The 17,273-nt window shown below is 43.8% G+C and carries 14 protein-coding genes; 1 reads left to right on the plus strand and 13 read right to left on the minus strand.

Features of this window, described 5'->3' with window-relative positions:
- Positions 1 to 6: 6 nt before the first annotated feature.
- Genes mraY through mraZ form a run of 7 tightly spaced genes read right to left on the minus strand, consistent with a single transcriptional unit; the run spans position 7 to position 7,466 of the window.
- The gene (gene mraY / locus H5164_RS14200; protein ID WP_124018374.1) at positions 7 to 1,089 is read right to left on the minus strand and encodes a phospho-N-acetylmuramoyl-pentapeptide-transferase; all 1,083 of its coding nucleotides are present in this window, start codon (positions 1,087 to 1,089) and stop codon (positions 7 to 9) included.
- Positions 1,090 to 2,478 (minus strand): UDP-N-acetylmuramoyl-tripeptide--D-alanyl-D-alanine ligase, encoded by a 1,389-nt coding sequence (gene murF / locus H5164_RS14205; RefSeq protein WP_182756756.1) that lies wholly within the window; start codon positions 2,476 to 2,478, stop codon positions 1,090 to 1,092.
- On the minus strand, positions 2,475 to 3,965 hold the full coding sequence (murE, locus tag H5164_RS14210) for a UDP-N-acetylmuramoyl-L-alanyl-D-glutamate--2,6-diaminopimelate ligase (RefSeq protein ID WP_182756758.1): 1,491 nt from the start codon (positions 3,963 to 3,965) through the stop codon (positions 2,475 to 2,477). Before murE ends, murF begins: the two co-directional genes overlap by 4 nt.
- Positions 3,952 to 5,700 carry a penicillin-binding transpeptidase domain-containing protein gene (locus H5164_RS14215; RefSeq protein WP_124018371.1) on the minus strand — a complete coding sequence of 583 codons (1,749 nt, stop codon included), beginning with the start codon at positions 5,698 to 5,700 and terminating at the stop codon, positions 3,952 to 3,954. Before H5164_RS14215 ends, murE begins: the two co-directional genes overlap by 14 nt.
- An 11-nt stretch (positions 5,701 to 5,711) precedes the next feature.
- A complete protein-coding gene (ftsL, locus tag H5164_RS14220) occupies positions 5,712 to 6,026 on the minus strand; it encodes a cell division protein FtsL (RefSeq protein WP_124018370.1) in 315 nt (104 codons plus the stop codon).
- A gap of 14 nt (positions 6,027 to 6,040) precedes the next feature.
- Positions 6,041 to 6,982: a 16S rRNA (cytosine(1402)-N(4))-methyltransferase RsmH gene (gene rsmH, locus H5164_RS14225; RefSeq protein WP_011639222.1), complete on the minus strand. Its 942-nt coding sequence runs from the start codon at positions 6,980 to 6,982 to the stop codon at positions 6,041 to 6,043.
- 25 nt (positions 6,983 to 7,007) lie between these two features.
- Entirely contained in the window at positions 7,008 to 7,466 is a 459-nt protein-coding gene (gene mraZ, locus H5164_RS14230) for a division/cell wall cluster transcriptional repressor MraZ (protein ID WP_182756760.1), read from the minus strand.
- A 1,019-nt stretch (positions 7,467 to 8,485) separates the two neighbouring features.
- Between mraZ and H5164_RS14235 the strand changes: the two genes are divergently transcribed.
- Positions 8,486 to 8,806 (plus strand): hypothetical protein, encoded by a 321-nt coding sequence (locus H5164_RS14235; RefSeq protein ID WP_124018368.1) that lies wholly within the window; start codon positions 8,486 to 8,488, stop codon positions 8,804 to 8,806.
- Positions 8,807 to 8,817: 11 nt separating this feature from the next.
- On the opposite strand, the gene glpK is transcribed toward H5164_RS14235, so the two are convergent.
- From glpK to leuA, 6 genes are all read right to left on the minus strand, one after another.
- Complete coding sequence (gene glpK / locus H5164_RS14240; RefSeq protein WP_182756762.1) at positions 8,818 to 10,314, minus strand: glycerol kinase GlpK; 1,497 nt, start codon at positions 10,312 to 10,314, stop codon at positions 8,818 to 8,820.
- Positions 10,315 to 10,623: 309 nt separating this feature from the next.
- Positions 10,624 to 11,976: an outer membrane protein transport protein gene (locus tag H5164_RS14245; RefSeq protein WP_182756765.1), complete on the minus strand. Its 1,353-nt coding sequence runs from the start codon at positions 11,974 to 11,976 to the stop codon at positions 10,624 to 10,626.
- Positions 11,977 to 12,453: 477 nt separating this feature from the next.
- Positions 12,454 to 13,059, minus strand: a complete 606-nt coding sequence (gene leuD, locus H5164_RS14250; RefSeq protein WP_124018365.1) for a 3-isopropylmalate dehydratase small subunit — start codon at positions 13,057 to 13,059, stop codon at positions 12,454 to 12,456.
- A gap of 21 nt (positions 13,060 to 13,080) precedes the next feature.
- A complete protein-coding gene (gene leuC / locus H5164_RS14255) occupies positions 13,081 to 14,493 on the minus strand; it encodes a 3-isopropylmalate dehydratase large subunit (RefSeq protein ID WP_182756767.1) in 1,413 nt (470 codons plus the stop codon).
- Positions 14,493 to 15,587, minus strand: coding sequence for a 3-isopropylmalate dehydrogenase (gene leuB, locus H5164_RS14260; protein ID WP_124018363.1), 1,095 nt, complete (start codon positions 15,585 to 15,587; stop codon positions 14,493 to 14,495). The genes leuC and leuB overlap by 1 nt, the downstream gene beginning before the upstream one ends.
- Positions 15,584 to 17,152, minus strand: a complete 1,569-nt coding sequence (leuA, locus tag H5164_RS14265) for a 2-isopropylmalate synthase (RefSeq protein ID WP_124018362.1) — start codon at positions 17,150 to 17,152, stop codon at positions 15,584 to 15,586. Before leuA ends, leuB begins: the two co-directional genes overlap by 4 nt.
- Between the last annotated feature and the right edge of the window lie 121 nt (positions 17,153 to 17,273).

Consider the following 17,273-nt stretch of genomic DNA (forward strand, 5'->3'; position numbering starts at 1 on the left):
AATTGCTTAGCGTAATTTTAACGTCGCAAGACCTAGTAACACTAAAAACAACGAGATAATCCAAAAACGCACAATCACCCGCGGCTCTGGCCACCCTTTTAACTCATAATGATGATGGATCGGCGCCATACGAAAAATGCGTTGGCCGCGTAATTTATATGAGCCCACCTGCAGGATCACCGATACGGTTTCCATAACAAAAACGCCGCCCATAATCACCAGCAAAATTTCTTGGCGAACTAAAATGGCAATCACACCTAAAGCTGCGCCCAGAGCTAATGAACCCACATCGCCCATAAACACTTGCGCTGGATAAGTGTTAAACCATAAAAAACCTAAACCTGCGCCTACCATTGCGGTACACACAATCACTAACTCACCCGCTAAAGGTAAATGAGGGATATGCAAATAACTGGCAAACTGAGCATGACCAGATAAGTAAGCGATTAATGCAAAAGCTGCGGCGACCATTACGGTTGGCATAATCGCCAGGCCATCTAAGCCATCTGTTAAATTCACCGCATTACTCGCACCGACAATGGTGAAGTACGCTAAAACAATAAACATCATGCCTAACTGAGGCATAATATCTTTAAAAAACGGTACCACTAATTGGGTTTCCCCACCCATGGTCGAGGAGCTATATAAAAACACTGCCACCACTAACGCAGCGATAGACTGCAGAGCATATTTCCAACGAGCAATCAGGCCTTTAGTATCTTTTTTTACCACTTTACGGTAATCATCAATAAAGCCAATCGCACCAAAAGTGGCTAATACGAATAAGGTAACTAACACGTAACGGTTAGATAAATCACCCCATAACAGCACGCTGATAAAAATACCCGCAAGGATCATTATGCCGCCCATGGTCGGCGTGCCACGTTTGCTAAAGTGTGACTCAGGGCCATCACTTCGAACCACTTGGCCAATTTGCAGCATTTGCAGGCGCTTAATTAGTATCGGCCCCCACCACAAACTAAATACCAATGCGGTTAACAAGCCTAAAATAGCCCGAAACGTTACATATGAAAAAACGTTAAACCCAGAATAAAACTGGGTTAAATACTCGGCTAGATAAACCAGCATCTACACTAACTCCCCACGCCCATAGGCATCTAATAAACTGTCCACAACTCGCTCCATGGCGGCGCTGCGGGAACCCTTAACTAAAACTGTGATGTGACCTGTGGTGCTTGCTAATTGTTTTTTTAATGCCACGATCAACGCTTCTTGAGCTGGAAAATGCTCACTACCGAATGCTTCACTGGTATTGGCCGACAACTGACCACAACAAAACAGCGCCTCGATTGTTGCATTTTTAGCCTGCGTTCCAATGCTAGCGTGCAAAGGGGCGGCATTGTCGCCTAATTCGCCTAAATCTCCCAGCACTAAACAACGATATCCATCACGTTGTTGCAACCAATCAATTGCTGCACTCACGGATGTTGGATTAGCGTTATAACTATCATCAATTAATAACACTCGGCCAAGTTCATGTGGCTGCATACGCCCTTTTACGGGTATGAGTAAATCAAAGCCTTGGGCAATGTTAGTAAGCGATAATCCCAACGCAATCGACATTGATGCCGCGGCAAGAGCATTGCTCACTTGATGCATTCCAGCCAATGGCAAATGTACCTGCACATGCTGGCCGTTAAACGTCAATGTAAATTGATAACAACCATTGGCATCGGCCACTATATTTGTCGCAGTAACGTCTGCATCAACATTCATGTCACATGAAAAACGTAATTGTTTATGGTCTTTGGAGCGTTGCAGCATAAAATCGGCAAACTTATCGTCAGCATTAATAATCGCTGTGCCATCTTGTGAAAGATGATTAAATATCTCCGATTTTGCCTGTGCAACGCCTTCAAGAGAACCAAATCCTTCAAGGTGAGCACTGCCGACATTATTCACCAGTGCGACTCGTGGATGGACTAATGATGAGGTGTAATCAATCTCACCACTATGATTTGCACCAAGCTCAAATACCCCGTATTCGTCGCCTTCACTTAAACGCATCAAGGTTAATGGCACGCCAATTTCGTTATTAAAATTACCTGCAGTAAATAACACTTTATGGTGCTGAGCTAAAATAGTGGCTAGCATTTCTTTAACACTGGTTTTACCGTTTGATCCGGTCAATGCCACGCAAATAGGTGCCACAGCTTGACGAACAAACATGCCTATCTGACCCAGCGCCTTTTGGGTATCGGCGACCACAATTTGCGGGATATCGGCACCAAAAGGATGATCCACTAATAAATGATCAACCAAAAGCGCTTCTGCACCATTGTTTATGGCTGTTGCGACAAAATCATGGCCATCAAAACGATCGCCTTTTAAAGCAACAAATAAGCATTGCGCGCTAATATTACGACTGTCAGTACTGACATTGTTAATCAACCTATCTTGGCCTGTTAACATGCCATTAAGATGCTGAGCCAATTCCGACAAAGTGACGCTAATCATGATGCCTCCTGAGACAAGGTTAATGCTAACGCACGTTCATCGTAGTCAATTCGCTCACCAGCCACTTCTTGATAGGTTTCATGGCCTTTTCCAGCAAGCAGTACAATATCGTCAGCTTGTGCCAATGACACTACACGAGTAATCGCTTCAATACGGTCAACCTGGCTAAGCACATTTTGCGGTTGACTAATGCCCTGCAAAATATCATCGATAATGGTTTGCGGATCTTCACTGCGGGCATTATCGCTAGTGATCATGACTTTATCTGCATACTGTTCTGCGGCTTGTGCCATTAAAGGCCGTTTACCTTTATCACGATCGCCGCCACAACCAAATACACACCATAATGTGCCTTTGCAGTGCAATCTTAACGCTTTTAATGCTTGTTCAATGGCATCTGGAGTATGAGCGTAATCGACCACTAAAGTAGCCTTATTCATTGAAGCAAAACGCTCCATACGACCAGCCACAGGCACCAGTTTTGGAATGACGGCCAATATCGATGCCATTGCCATTCCTTGAAGGTACAAAGCAGAGATCGCGGCCAAAAGATTTGATAAATTAAAGGCACCTAATAACGGTGAACTAAGCGGCGTACTTACTCGTTGGCCGCTATCGATCTCGACAAAATGTAGCGTTGCAGTAACACCAGCATCATGATATTCAATAGCGTCACAGTAAAAGTCGGCTGAAGTATTACCCTTAATACTGAAAGATTTATGCTTATCATTTGCCAGTTCAGTCAGCCATTTTGCGCCAACAGCATCATCAATATTAATCACCCCGTGTTGGACACTAGGAAATTGAAATAGGCGTTTTTTAGCCGCAGCGTAGGAGTCCATATCACCGTGATAATCTAGGTGATCACGGCTTAGGTTAGTAAACACAGCAATCTCAAACGGCGCCGCTTCGACACGCCCTTGGACTAAGCCATGGCTTGAGACTTCCATGGCACACACTTCGGTGCCTTGAGCTATAAATTCACCAAGCTGACGCATAATGGTGATCGCATCGGCAGTGGTATTACCGCTATCAACAAGTTGTCCCCACAAACCATTGCCTAATGTGCCCATAACAGCGGCTTGATGACCAAGTAAGGCAACTATTTGCGCGATAATTTGGCTGACCGAAGTTTTGCCATTAGTTCCTGTGATACCAATTAATGACAACGACTGACGGTTGGACAAATAAAACTGCGCGGCAACGGCCGATAACTGCCGACCTAATTGGAAAAAATACACTAATGGCACGTTATACTGAAGGCGATCGACTAAGCCATGTTCATCTGGATTATCAGTATGGATAAGTATTGCTGTAGCGCCTGCTTGAACCGCTTGAGAAATGAATGATCGACCATCAACTTTATAGCCAGGCAGGGCCACAAATAAACTGCCAGCTTGCACTTCACGGCTATTTAGGATTAAACCACTAATCGATTCGCGACCAGAGTAATGGAACCATGGCGCTAATAAATCATTTAATAACATTGGTCTGCGCTCCTCGCGCAGTAGCCAAATGAACGGCTTCCTGCTCTGAAATAGGTTCAACATTAAGCATTTGTAAAGCACCAGACATAATTTTAGCAAAGGCGGGACCCGCTACGTCGCCACCGTAATACTTGTCACCTTTTGGTTCATTAATGACCACAGAAATCGCTAAACGAGGGTTATGAACTGGAGCCACACCGGCAAATAAAGCAACATAATCATCGCCATAACCACCCGCTACCGCTTTACGGCTAGTACCGGACTTACCTGCTACAGGGTAGCCATCAATATGAGCTTTAGTTCCCGTGCCTCCCGTTTCAGTAACCCCAACGAGCATTTCCATAACGTCATAGGCGACTTTACGTGAAATAACCTGCTTACCTTCGGGCGCCTGTTTCAGTTTTAAAATAGACACAGGATACAATATTCCACCACTGCCTAAGGTGGCGTACATACGGGCAATTTGTAACGGAGTGGCAGTAAAACCATAACCAAAAGACAGAGTGGCACGCTCAAAGTCAGACCAACGATGACGATTATGAATTAACCCAGCACTTTCACCGGTTAAATTGATCCCTGAATAATTGCCGACCCCCATAGATTGGTAGGTGCCTAATAATTGTTCAATGGGCATAGACAAGGACAGTTTACTAATTCCTACGTTACTCGACTTCACCAGAATTTTGGCTAAGGTCATGTCACCATAATTACTCGAGTCACGCACTTGACGCCCGCCAATGCGCATCCAACCAGGCGATGTCGATATCAATTCATTGACTTTCACTGTGCCAGCTTCAAGCGCGGCAGCGACAACAAAAGGTTTAATTGTTGACCCTGGCTCAAATGTGTCAGTTAAGGCACGATTACGCATGCGGTGTGGCTGCAAATTATCACGGGCATTAGGGTTATATGAGGGAGTATTGACCATCGCCAACACTTCACCCGTATTGACGTCTATCACCACCACAGACCCAGATGTCGCTTGGTATACTTCTGTTGCACGCTTTAATTCACGGTAGGCTAATTGCTGAATACGCTGATCAATACTGAGCACTAAATCGTTAGAGCTTTCGCCCTCTTGGACCATATCTAAACGCTCAACCACGCTGCCATCGCGAGATTTACGGACTTTTTGCTTAGAGGGTGTGCCTGTTAACCAGGTATTATAAGTATTTTCAATGCCTTCAATGCCGACATCGTCGATATTGGTAATACCGATTAACTGAGCGGCAATTTCACCTGAAGGATAATAACGGCGAGATTCTGCTTTAAGGTAAATGCCACCTATTTTCAACTGCTCAATGTAGTCTGCAACGGCGGAGGTTACCTGACGTTTTAAATATACAAAGCGCTTATTTGGGTGATTTTTAACTTTATCCACCAGCTCATCGACTGGCTCTTGCAGTACATCGGCAAGAGCTTGCCAACGGCGCATATCTTTAAATGCATCTTGGTCATGAGCGTGTTTAGGATCGGCCCACACCGCTTGCACAGGCACACTGACTGCGAGCATATCGCCATTGCGATCAGTGATTAAACCTCGCTGAACTTGGTTACTGGTTGTGCGTAAGGTGCGCATATCACTTTCGTGACGGAGTTTATCTGGCTCAATAATTTGAATGTAGGCTGCACGGGCAACTAAACTGCAAAATAATAGCAATACGAATCCCACCACAACGTATAAACGCCATGGGATGAGTTCGTGACCTAATTTCTGCTTCGCTTGTCTAGCCATATTCCCTATGCTCACTGGACTCGAATGATAACTTCCTCCTTAGGAAGCGGCCGAGACATGTTTAGTTCTTTGGTTGCAATTCGAGTCACACGACTGTGCTCTGATTGCGATTGTTCTTCTAATAATAAGTTTCGCCATTCAATATCTAAGCGATCTTGCTCTTGCAACAATTGATCCCACTGAGTGATCAATTTACGTGTTACATGACTGGTATAAACTACGGCTACACCATTGATTACAATTAATAAAATAAGAAGCAACACCCATTTGTGCTGCCACATATCGAGTAATACAATTCGAGGTAAATTTAATGGTGATTGGCTCACATTACCCTCGATAGTTAGTAATCCAGACGCTCTGCAACTCGTAACACTGAGCTGCGCGCGCGTGGATTTAACTCTAATTCTGCATCAGAAGGCTTTAGTGCTTTACTCACCGCCTTTAATTTACGCGATTTATTAAGCTCGGCCTCCATGATAGGTAATCCATGTGGCACGCTTTCACCTTGGCTATGGCGGCGTATAAAACGCTTAACCATACGATCTTCTAAAGAATGAAAACTGATCACTGATAAGCGACCTTGGGGAGCTAGCACTGCTAAAGCACCTTCAAGCGCTTGATCTATTTGCTCTAATTCACTATTGATATAAATGCGGATAGCTTGAAACACTCGCGTGGCAGGATGCTTATTCCGCTCTTTATTTTTGGTGATCCGCGCGATCAAATCAGCTAAGTCTTTCGTGCGTAAAAAAGGCGTTTTTTCACGATCGGCTGCAATGCATCGTGCAATATGGCGCGAATTTTTTTCTTCACCATAAGTTTTAAATACCCATGCCATGTCTTCAATTTCTGCACGTGCTATCCACTGGGCTGCAGTTTGACCTTGGCTATTGTCCATACGCATATCGAGCGGGCCATCGCGTAAAAAACTAAAGCCGCGTTCTGCATCATCTAATTGTGGCGACGACACGCCAAGATCAAGCAATACACCATTGATTTTGCCCGTCAGACCAAGTTCTTCGACATATTCAGCTAATTGACCAAAGCCACCGTGAACAATTTGAAAGCGTGGATCATCAGCAAACTGTTTAGCTGCCTCAATCGCTTGCGGATCTCTGTCAATCGCAATTAGGCGACCGTTTTCACCCAAATGACTTAACACATGACGCGAATGCCCACCACGGCCAAAGGTGCCATCAATGTAGATGCCATCACTTTGGATGTTGAGTCCGTCTACGGTCTCATTGAGTAATACAGATAAATGGGCAAACTCTTGGCTCATTGGGTTCTTCTAACCTTTTAGATAACTACAGTGAAAAGTGTGCCAAGCGTTCATTGCTGGCTAAATCTTGGCTTTGAATGAGCGTATTGCCATCATCCATTTGTTGTTGCCAAGCTGACTCTTCCCATAATTCAAATTTATTCAGTAAGCCCACCAGCATGGTTTTCTTTTCTAAGCTGGCGAAACTTCGCAATGCCGGCGGAATCACAATACGTCCGTGGCTGTCTATTTCACAATCTTGTGCATGACCTAGTAATTTTCGTTTAAAGGATCGCTCAAGTGGATCAGTGTCAGAAAGCAGTCTTAACTTTGCTTCAATCTGCTCCCATTCGTGTAACGGATAAATCAACAAACAAGCGGCATCAATATCAACGGTCATAATCACAGTGCCGGCATGCTCCACACGTAACGCATCACGGTATCTCGCTGGAATAGCGATCCGTCCTTTTGCATCCATGTTGATTGCACTGGCGCCACGAAACACGTTATTTAGCCCTTATTGTTATCATTTGATCCACAATGATCCACTTCTTCCCACAAATGCTAAGTTTAGGGACTCTATGCAAGTGTTGTCAAGCAATGGACAGATATATTAAATCCATACCCCAAGCGGGTTAGCAGCAAATTAATATCAAGCGGGATGAATGACAGAGCCGTCTGAAGAAAACAGCTAAAAATCAGGGTAAATGAGTTAAACCAGAGACATAACGGTCACTTTATCGGCTAAAATAGACTGGAGATCTTTTTTATTAAACTTACTTTATGGTTCGAATACTCCATCTTTATATCGTAATACTGCTCAGCTACTCGGTTTTAAGTTCATTAAAAATTAACAAATAGTCGACTGGGTCTACTTTATACGGCTAAAAAACCACTTAATCTTACCTTTATGTTTACCCATTGCTCTCGATAGCAGTTTGTAAAGCACACAAACTCATGATTAACCTTAATAGACATTTTGCTTAAATAAGCAGGGTCGCAATACTTAAGCAATTAATCATCATCAAATTATGGTTAACATCCACGGTTAAATATCACAATGTTGGACATTAAAGACCCTATGTTAAGGGCAAGCATTTTATCAATTCATCTCGTAATCACAGTTAATTTTTCTTAATGCCTCAAAGGTACAAGGTTGAATTAGCTCAATGGATAAATGGTAAAAAGCGCTCATGAATGCAAGTGAACGACAAGGTGAATACGCAAAGACTTCATCCAGCTCGCGCTTAATAACTGGCTGAGTTGAAGTAGGAAAGTGTCGCGATGTTGGTATTATTCTGCTAGCGTGGGGGTGATTATTGAACAAATTTAAAGCAATTGAAGATTAACATGGCTCATCATATCTACTTTCGGCAGTGGGTAGCGATAACGCCAATGATCTACCTTATAAAAGCGCTTCCTAAATGAACTTCTATCTAAAAGATTACATTTTAATCAATTTGTGCCGATAAACAGTTAAGGTGGTTAACAATCACATTCATTTAACCAATATGGGAGAGCATCATGAGTATCGATAGCATTTATGCCATGTTAGCTAGGCCAGTACAGGCGGTAAGTGAGCGTAAACGGATTGTTGAAAACGTCAAACATACCAGTGCTATCAGCGCCGACAGCCACGAGGCGCCACAGTCACAATTGCCACCTAATATTGCTCATAAAGTCCCGATTCAACGCCAAGAGGCCCCTCGTCAAGAAAGGCGTTCTAAACCGAGAACCGTTAATGAGAAAAAAAATGGCGCTAGCCGAATTAGACCAATGAAAACGGATAAGCGATTCTCCACCCGTGGAGAAACCACCAGCCAGCATATTGATATTGAAGTGTAATGTTTACTTCGTTAAGCAAAGTTACCGTTTGGGCTGACTTGCGACACAGCTTGCTTCCACCCCTTGTACAACTTTGCTCGAGTAGCTTCGTCCATAGTTGACGTAAACTCGCGCTCAGTAGACAACATAATCTGCAACTCATCTGTCGACTGCCATACCCCAACAGCTAAACCCGCTAGAAATGCGGCCCCCATGGCAGTCGTTTCAGTGATCCGAGGACGAATAACCGTTGCACCTGTAATATCAGCTTGAAATTGCATTAAAAAGTCATTTGCCACCGCACCACCATCGACTCGAATTTGTGTTAACGGCACATTAGAATCTTTACTCATGGCATCCAGCACGTCACGAGACTGATATGCAATGGCTTCTAATGCGGCACGAATAATATGGTTTCGATTAGCGCCGCGGGTTAAGCCTATGATGGCACCTCGGGCATCAGCATCCCAATAAGGGGCACCTAAACCCACAAATGCTGGCACCAAGTAGACGCCATTCGTGTCATCCACTTTGTCGGCAAAATATTGGGTATCACACGCATCGGCAATAAGACCTAACTCATCACGGAGCCATTGAATAATAGCGCCCCCCATAAATACCGAACCCTCTAGGGCATAATTCACTTTTGTGTCAGCCCCAATCGCAATGGTCGTTAATAAACCATGAGTTGACTCAACGACTTTGTCACCGGTATTCATTAACAAAAAGCAGCCAGTACCATAGGTATTTTTTGCCATACCAGGCTCAATACACAATTGGCCAAATAATGCCGACTGCTGATCGCCAGCCATCCCAGCGACAGGAACTGAGTTGCCTGCAAGTTCAGTATAGCCATAAATGGCGCATGAGGGTTTCACTTCAGGTAACATCGAACGAGGGAGATTAAACAGATTGAGTAACTCTTGGTCCCACTGTTTAGTGTGAATATTAAATAACATGGTTCTAGATGCATTGGTTGGTTCGGTCACATGAACTTCACCTTGAGTGAGTTTCCACACCAGCCAAGTATCAACCGTGCCAAACAATAGATCACCGGCTTCAGCTTGTTCACGGGCCCCTGCAACATTATCTAAAATCCACTCAATTTTTGACGCCGAAAAGTATGGATCTAGTACTAGTCCAGTTTTTTGGCGCACCATATCTTCAGCCCCTAAGGCCTTATGATGCTGACATATTGCCTGGCTGCGGCGACATTGCCATACAATCGCATTACATACCGGCTTACCAGTATGCTTATTCCAGACTATAGTGGTTTCACGCTGATTAGTAATCCCTATTGCAGCGACATCATGACGACTAATTCCTGCTCGAGTCAGTACTTCCACCAGCACTGAACTTTGTGAAGACCATATCTCCATAGGATCATGCTCTACCCAACCAGCTTGCGGATAATGTTGAGTAAATTCACGATGCGCAACGGCGACAATATTTGCTTGATGATCAAACACAAGGGCACGAGAACTTGTCGTGCCTTGATCTAATGCGACAATGTATTTTTTGGCAGCCATCTGAGTTCCTATATCATTTTAATATGATTATTTTTGTATTATTTGTCTATTTAATAAACCCATACCACATACTAGATCGACAAATATAATTATTGCAGGCAATTGCCTTTACTAATATCCAAGGGGTTAATTATCTAGTCACACCCGCAGGAATGTAAATTACGGTGATCATGGTTTGAAAGCATAGTACCGCGCGACTCAAGTTATCACTGTTATTACGATAAAAATAATCTTACGTTTTATCACTATTTAACTAATAAAAAGGCCTCGCAACTGCGAGGCCTTAACGCTCAACACTAGCAGAGCTGATTACATCTTATAGTTTAACTGAATACCGGTTAACCATACATCGCCAGTTGCTTCACCAGTAAAGTTCACTGCAGCAAGGCCTACTAGATCTTGGTTCTCTGTAATAGGTGCATCACCATATGTGCGAATGTAAGTCACACCCAGATCAACATTCAGATTTTTAGACACTTGGTAACCAGTACCCACACTGAACCATAAACGGTCAGAATCAGGAATGGTTGTGGTACGGTGTTGATCATCAACCGCCGTTTTATCTAGCGCCATACCAGCACGTAATATCCATTGGTCATTAAGGGTATAAGTAGTACCAAGGGCATAACGCCAGTTGTCTTTAAAGTTCTCTTCTTTGACTACGTCTGACTCTAGGTTACCTACAGGCTTAACATCACCAGGAAAATACGCCACCAATTGCTCGAATACGCTCCATTCAGTCCAATTCACACTGGCATGCATAGCCCAGTTTTTAGTTAACTGATGATAAGAAGCAAGCTCTGCAAATGCAGGCAATTCAACCGGTAAGTAGCCTTCGATTTCAATGTTTTGGCCGCCATTATAAATTACACCAGACACATGACCGTCTAATTTAAGATCGACACTACTGTGATAAGCCAAACCGATGCGGTTAGCTGAGTTAATTTGCCAGCTCGCGCCCGCTTTCCAGCCATAGCCAACATCATCACCTTTCATTGACTTTAACTCGGTTCCACCAGAAGGTAAGCGCGCACCAATACTTGCAGGTAAGTTAGGGTTAGCTTTAATTGCATCAATCCAACCTGGAGCGGTTGCACCAACTTCACCTTCGCCATATACCACTCGAAGACCTGCGCCAACGGTAAATGAGTCATCTACACGGTAGGCTATATTAGGATTAAATTCGACCGTAGTAATTGAGGTTTTACTGCCAAAAATAGCCGCCGCATCCGCTACCGGAATATCGGTGGCTAAACCATAGTTAGAATTAATCGCTAGACCCCAAGTCCATTGATCATTCAACTGATTTGAATAATAAAAGTTCGGTACTAGGGCATTGTCGGCAACATCATATGCGTCAGCACCTATGACTAATGGCTCTGAACCTAATAATGGTGAAGAAATAGCCACATCGCCAACAACATCAACATTCGGCATAACATAGATGCCACCCGCTGAAACTTGGCGGCCTTCTAGATAAGCCAGCATGGCTGGATTACGCGCTTGAGTTGACGCATTGTCTGCAATAGCAGCTTCACCAGCAAATGCACGGCCTAAACCTGTTGCTGAATATTCTGCAAGTTGGAAACCTGCGGCGTTCACTTGAGTTGTTGCCCCAAATACAATGGCGCTTATCGCCAGTGTTAACACTGTTTTTTTCATTATGATTCTCTGTGTTTAGATTCAAACTGCATAAATCGACTGATATAGAGCAAAAGCTCGATTTAAATGAAGTCGTCAGTGTACTGATCCAAAAAAGCATTGCAACAGCACAAAGAGACCGAACAAGAAGTGAGTGATTGAATTTCAAATTGTGATCGTGATCAAACTTTTGATTTAATGATTTTTCGGGGAAGGATAAAACGGTATGGCTGTACACTTAATTCATCAATGATGCGAATCGCTAAAATTTTAAAATTAAAAATCAGTATCTTATAAAAAAAATATCGTACAGAGGTAAGCTTAAATAATTAACCGTATTGCTCTAAACTCTGACGCTAAAAAAATTGTGACACAAAATAGTTACATAAAACTTTTTACAATTAAAAAGTAAAAAACCTCTTCATGATGTCATGAAGAGGTTTTTAATCAGTGATTCATTAGATATCAATACACCCTAACACACTCTGTAATAACAGATTATGCGTACCAAGCCGGTATATGCGCTTCGTAGTCACTAATCTGTTGCTCAAATGACAGTGTTAATCCGATTGCGTCTAACCCATTAAGCAACTTATGCCGTGCAGACTCCACAATAGTAAAACTGAATACACAACCAGAAGGTGACGTCACCGTTAGCGCTTGTAAATCTACAGTAATTTTCGCACCTTGTGTGGCAGACACTTCATCAATCAATTGCTGTACTTCTGTGGATGTTAACTTAACCGGTAATAAGCCATTATTGATCGAATTACCGTAAAAAATGTCCGCAAATGTCGGCGCAATGATCACTCTAAGGCCAAAATCCGCTAACGCCCAAGGCGCATGCTCACGAGATGATCCACAACCAAAGTTTTCCTGGGCGATTAAAATTGAAGCACCTTGATAACGAGGCTGGTTTAATACGAATTCAGGATTTGGCTTATCACCGGCATCGTCTAAATAACGCCAATCATGAAATAAATGAACCCCAAAACCGTCACGCGTAACTTTAGACAAAAATTGCTTGGGAATAATTTGGTCGGTATCAACATTAGCGCTATCAATGGCTACCGCTAAACCGGTATGTGCTGTAAAAGCTTGCATAAAAAATCCTTGTTTAGCTCGTTAATAAGGTTGACGAATATCAACAAAGTGCCCAGCAACAGCTGCAGCAGCAGCCATAGCAGGACTCACTAAATGGGTGCGACTGCCACGGCCTTGTCGACCTTCAAAGTTACGGTTACTGGTTGATGCACAGCGATCACCTGCCTCTAAGCGGTCATCATTCATCGCTAAACACATAGAGCAGCCCGGTAAACGCCATTCAAAACCTGCTTCAATAAAAATCTTATCTAAGCCTTCCGCTTCTGCCTGTAACTTCACTTGGCCAGACCCTGGCACGACAATCGCGACTACGCCTTCTGCCACTTTACGATTTTTAGCATGCGCAGCAGCTGAGCGTAAATCTTCAATACGTGAGTTAGTACAAGAACCAATAAAGACTTTATTAATGCTGATATCCGTCATCTTGGTACCCGGCGTAAGACCGATATACTCTAATGCTTTCACCATACTGGTTCGATTAGTTATATTGCTTTCTTGCTCAGGGTTAGGTACTACGCCATCAATCGCCACCACTTGCCCAGGGTTAGTACCCCAAGTTAACTGCGGTGCAATATCGTTAGCGTAAAGCACCACTTCAGCATCAAATACCGCATCAGCATCTGTCTTCAATTGCGACCAAGCTGCAACGGCTTGCTCCCACATGGCGTCTTTAGGTGCAAACTCACGCCCTTTAAGGTAATTAAAAGTGGTTTCATCAGGTGCTACCATACCGGCTTTCGCGCCCATTTCGATGGCCATATTACACAAGGTCATCCGTCCTTCCATGGTTAATGCTTCAATAGCTTCACCACAAAACTCAACCACATAACCTGTACCACCATCCATGCCTAAAGTACCGATAATCGCTAATACGATGTCTTTCGCTGTTACACCATCGGTCACTTTACCGCGAACTTCAATCTTCATGGTTTTGGCTTTTAACTGACGTAAAGTCTGTGTTGCAAGCACGTGCTCAACTTCTGAGGTGCCAATACCAAATGCCAATGCACCAAATGCACCATGAGTCGCAGTGTGTGAATCGCCACAAACAATCACAGTACCTGGCAGAGTAATCCCTAACTCGGGACCCATTACATGGACAATACCTTGATTTGGGTGATGAATATCATATAAGCGCACGCCAAACTCTTTACAATTTTGCGCTAGAGTGTCAACTTGAGTGCGTGCCATAGGGCTAAGCGCATCAAGACTGGCACTGCGGGTCGAGGTGTTGTGATCCATTGTCGCAAAGGTTTTTTGTGGCGCACGTAGCTTACGTCCAGCCACTTTTAAACCACTAAAGGCTTGTGGAGATGTCACTTCATGGACTAAATGGCGATCAACATACACTATTGGCGCTTCACCTTCTGGGCTAGCAACAATATGAGCATCCCACACTTTTTCATATAAGGTTTTACCGGTCACTTGGGCCATTACACACCATCCTTAATTGCCTGAGTGATAAAGTCACCCATTTGAGCTGTCGACTTTGCTTCGCTGCGCTTATCGGCAGAAAGCAGTTCCCCAGTTAAATAACCACTTGCTAGTGCTTTTGTTACTGCACGTTCAATGGCGTTTGCGGCATCTTCTTGCTTTAAGCTATGACGCAACATCAATGCGGCAGATAAAATCTGCGCCACTGGATTCGCAATGCCTTGACCAGCAATATCAGGCGCACTGCCCCCCGCTGGTTCAAACAAACCAAAGCCGCTACTGTTCATACTGGCTGATGACAGTAGCCCCATAGAGCCCGTTAACATGGCAATTTCATCGGATAAAATATCGCCAAACAAGTTAGAACATAACATCACATCAAATTCATCAGGGCGACGTAATAACTGCATAGTCGCGTTATCAATATAGATGTGCTCTAAGGTAACGTCAGGAAAATCTTTAGCCACTTCCTCTACTACTTGGCGCCATAATACTGAGCAAGCCAGCACATTGGCTTTATCTACTGAAGTGACCTTGTTTTTACGTCCACGGGCGGCTTCAAAAGCAATACGGGCAATTCGGCTAATTTCACGACGGCTATAACGCATAGTGTCGAAGGCTTCCTCATCTTCCCCCTCTCCTTGGCGTCCTTTGGGTTTACCAAAATAAATGCCACCGGTTAACTCACGCACACACAAAACATCAAAACCACGGGCGGAAATATCACTACGCAAAGGTGACATGTGCTCTAAGCCGTCATGTAATTTTGCTGGGCGTAAATTACAAAATAGCTCAAAGTGACCACGTAACGGTAATAATGCGCCGCGTTCAGGTTGATCATTTGGCGGCAAGTGCTCCCACTTAGGGCCACCCACACTGCCAAATAAAATCGCATCCGCGGCTTCGCAGCCTTTTAAAGTAGCGTCAGGTAAAGGACAACCATGGTTATCAATGGCAATGCCGCCAACATCATATTCGGTATAGTTAATGTCTAATCCAAAACGCGCTTCTACTGCACTAAGCACTTTACGCGCTTCAGCCATCACTTCAGGACCAATACCATCACCCGACAAAACTGCTATTTGATAACTCATACGCTACCTAACTCCCTTTCTTTATGGATCTGTTGTTTAAAATCAGCAACCTTATCTGCGCGGTATACTAAGTTCATCACATGGACTAACGCTTTAGCTGACGCTTCAACCACGTCGGTGGCTAAACCAACACCGTGGAACATCTGCTCGCTATATTTGGCAGTAATATCGACTTGCCCAAGCGCATTTTGACCTTCGCCTTTGGCACTTAATTTATAGTTAGTAATATTGATCTGACGACCAGTGGCACGTGCAATGGCATTATAAGCCGCATCGACTGGTCCGTTTCCTGTCGATGCTTCGGTAATATCTTGACCATCTACCGCAATACGCACTGTCGCGGTGGCAACTCCTTCAGTCGAATCTGAATGCACCATCATATGCTGTAGCTGATACTTATCATCGTCTTGTGCTTGCGACTCCATAAATACCAATGCTTCTAGATCGTAATCAAATACCTGACCTTTTTTATCCGCCAAGGTTAAAAACTGCTCGTACAGGCTATCCATATCATAATCACTTGGCTGATAACCCATTTCTTCCATACGATGTTTAATCACATGGCGGCCAGAGCGTGAGGTCATGTTCATATTGTTACGATTCAAGCCAATGCTTTCTGGCGTCATAATTTCGTAAGTATTTTTAGCTTTTAACATGCCATCTTGATGAATACCCGATGAGTGAGAAAACGCATTGGTTCCCACAATAGCTTTATTAGCTTGAATGGGCATATTACATAATTGACTGACGAGCGATGAGGTTCGGTGAATTTCTTTGGCGTTAATACCACACTCAACATTAAGCAAATCTTTACGGGTCGCTAAAATCATAGCTATTTCTTCTAACGAACAGTTCCCGGCGCGCTCACCAATACCATTGATAGTACATTCTACTTGGCGTGCCCCCATTTCAACTGCGGCAATAGAATTAGCAACCGATAAACCTAAATCATCATGACAATGAACCGAAATCACCGCTTGGTCGATATTCGGTACTCGATTAAATAAGGTTTGAATAATGCCACCAAACTCACTTGGCACGGTATAACCCACTGTATCGGGAATATTGATCGTACGAGCACCCGCTTTAATCGCTGCCTCTACCATTCGGCACAAATTATCGATTGGGGTTCGGCCGGCATCTTCACAGGAGAACTCAACGTCATCAGTAAAACGTCTAGCATACTTTACCGCATTGACCGCCATCTCAAGTACATCGTCAAACGAGCGCTTTAATTTGCTTTCAACATGAATGGTCGAAGTTGAAATAAAGGTATGAATTCGAAATTGATCGGCAACCGATAATGCCTGGGCGGCAGCATCAATGTCCTTTTCAAGTGCACGAGACAATGCACACACTCGGCTATTTTTGATAGTCTTAGCAATGGTCTGCACCGAGTGGAAATCACCAGGAGAAGAAACTGGGAAACCCACTTCCATCACATCAACACCTAAACGTTCAAGCGCCAAGGCAATTTGCAGCTTTTCTTTAACGGTTAAACTTGCTGCTAGTGCTTGCTCACCATCACGTAGGGTAGTATCAAAAATTATGACTCTATTGGACATCGAATTTCTCCATCGACCATCATGTATATTTACCTAACTGTAAACATCACAACTAGTACATTTCAAAAGGGCTAGAAACAAAAAACCCCGCGGCTGTTAGCGCGGGGTTTGTGTATGCTTA

It is taken from the genome of Shewanella sp. SG41-3 (assembly GCF_014164545.1).
GTDB lineage: Bacteria > Pseudomonadota > Gammaproteobacteria > Enterobacterales > Shewanellaceae > Shewanella > Shewanella vesiculosa.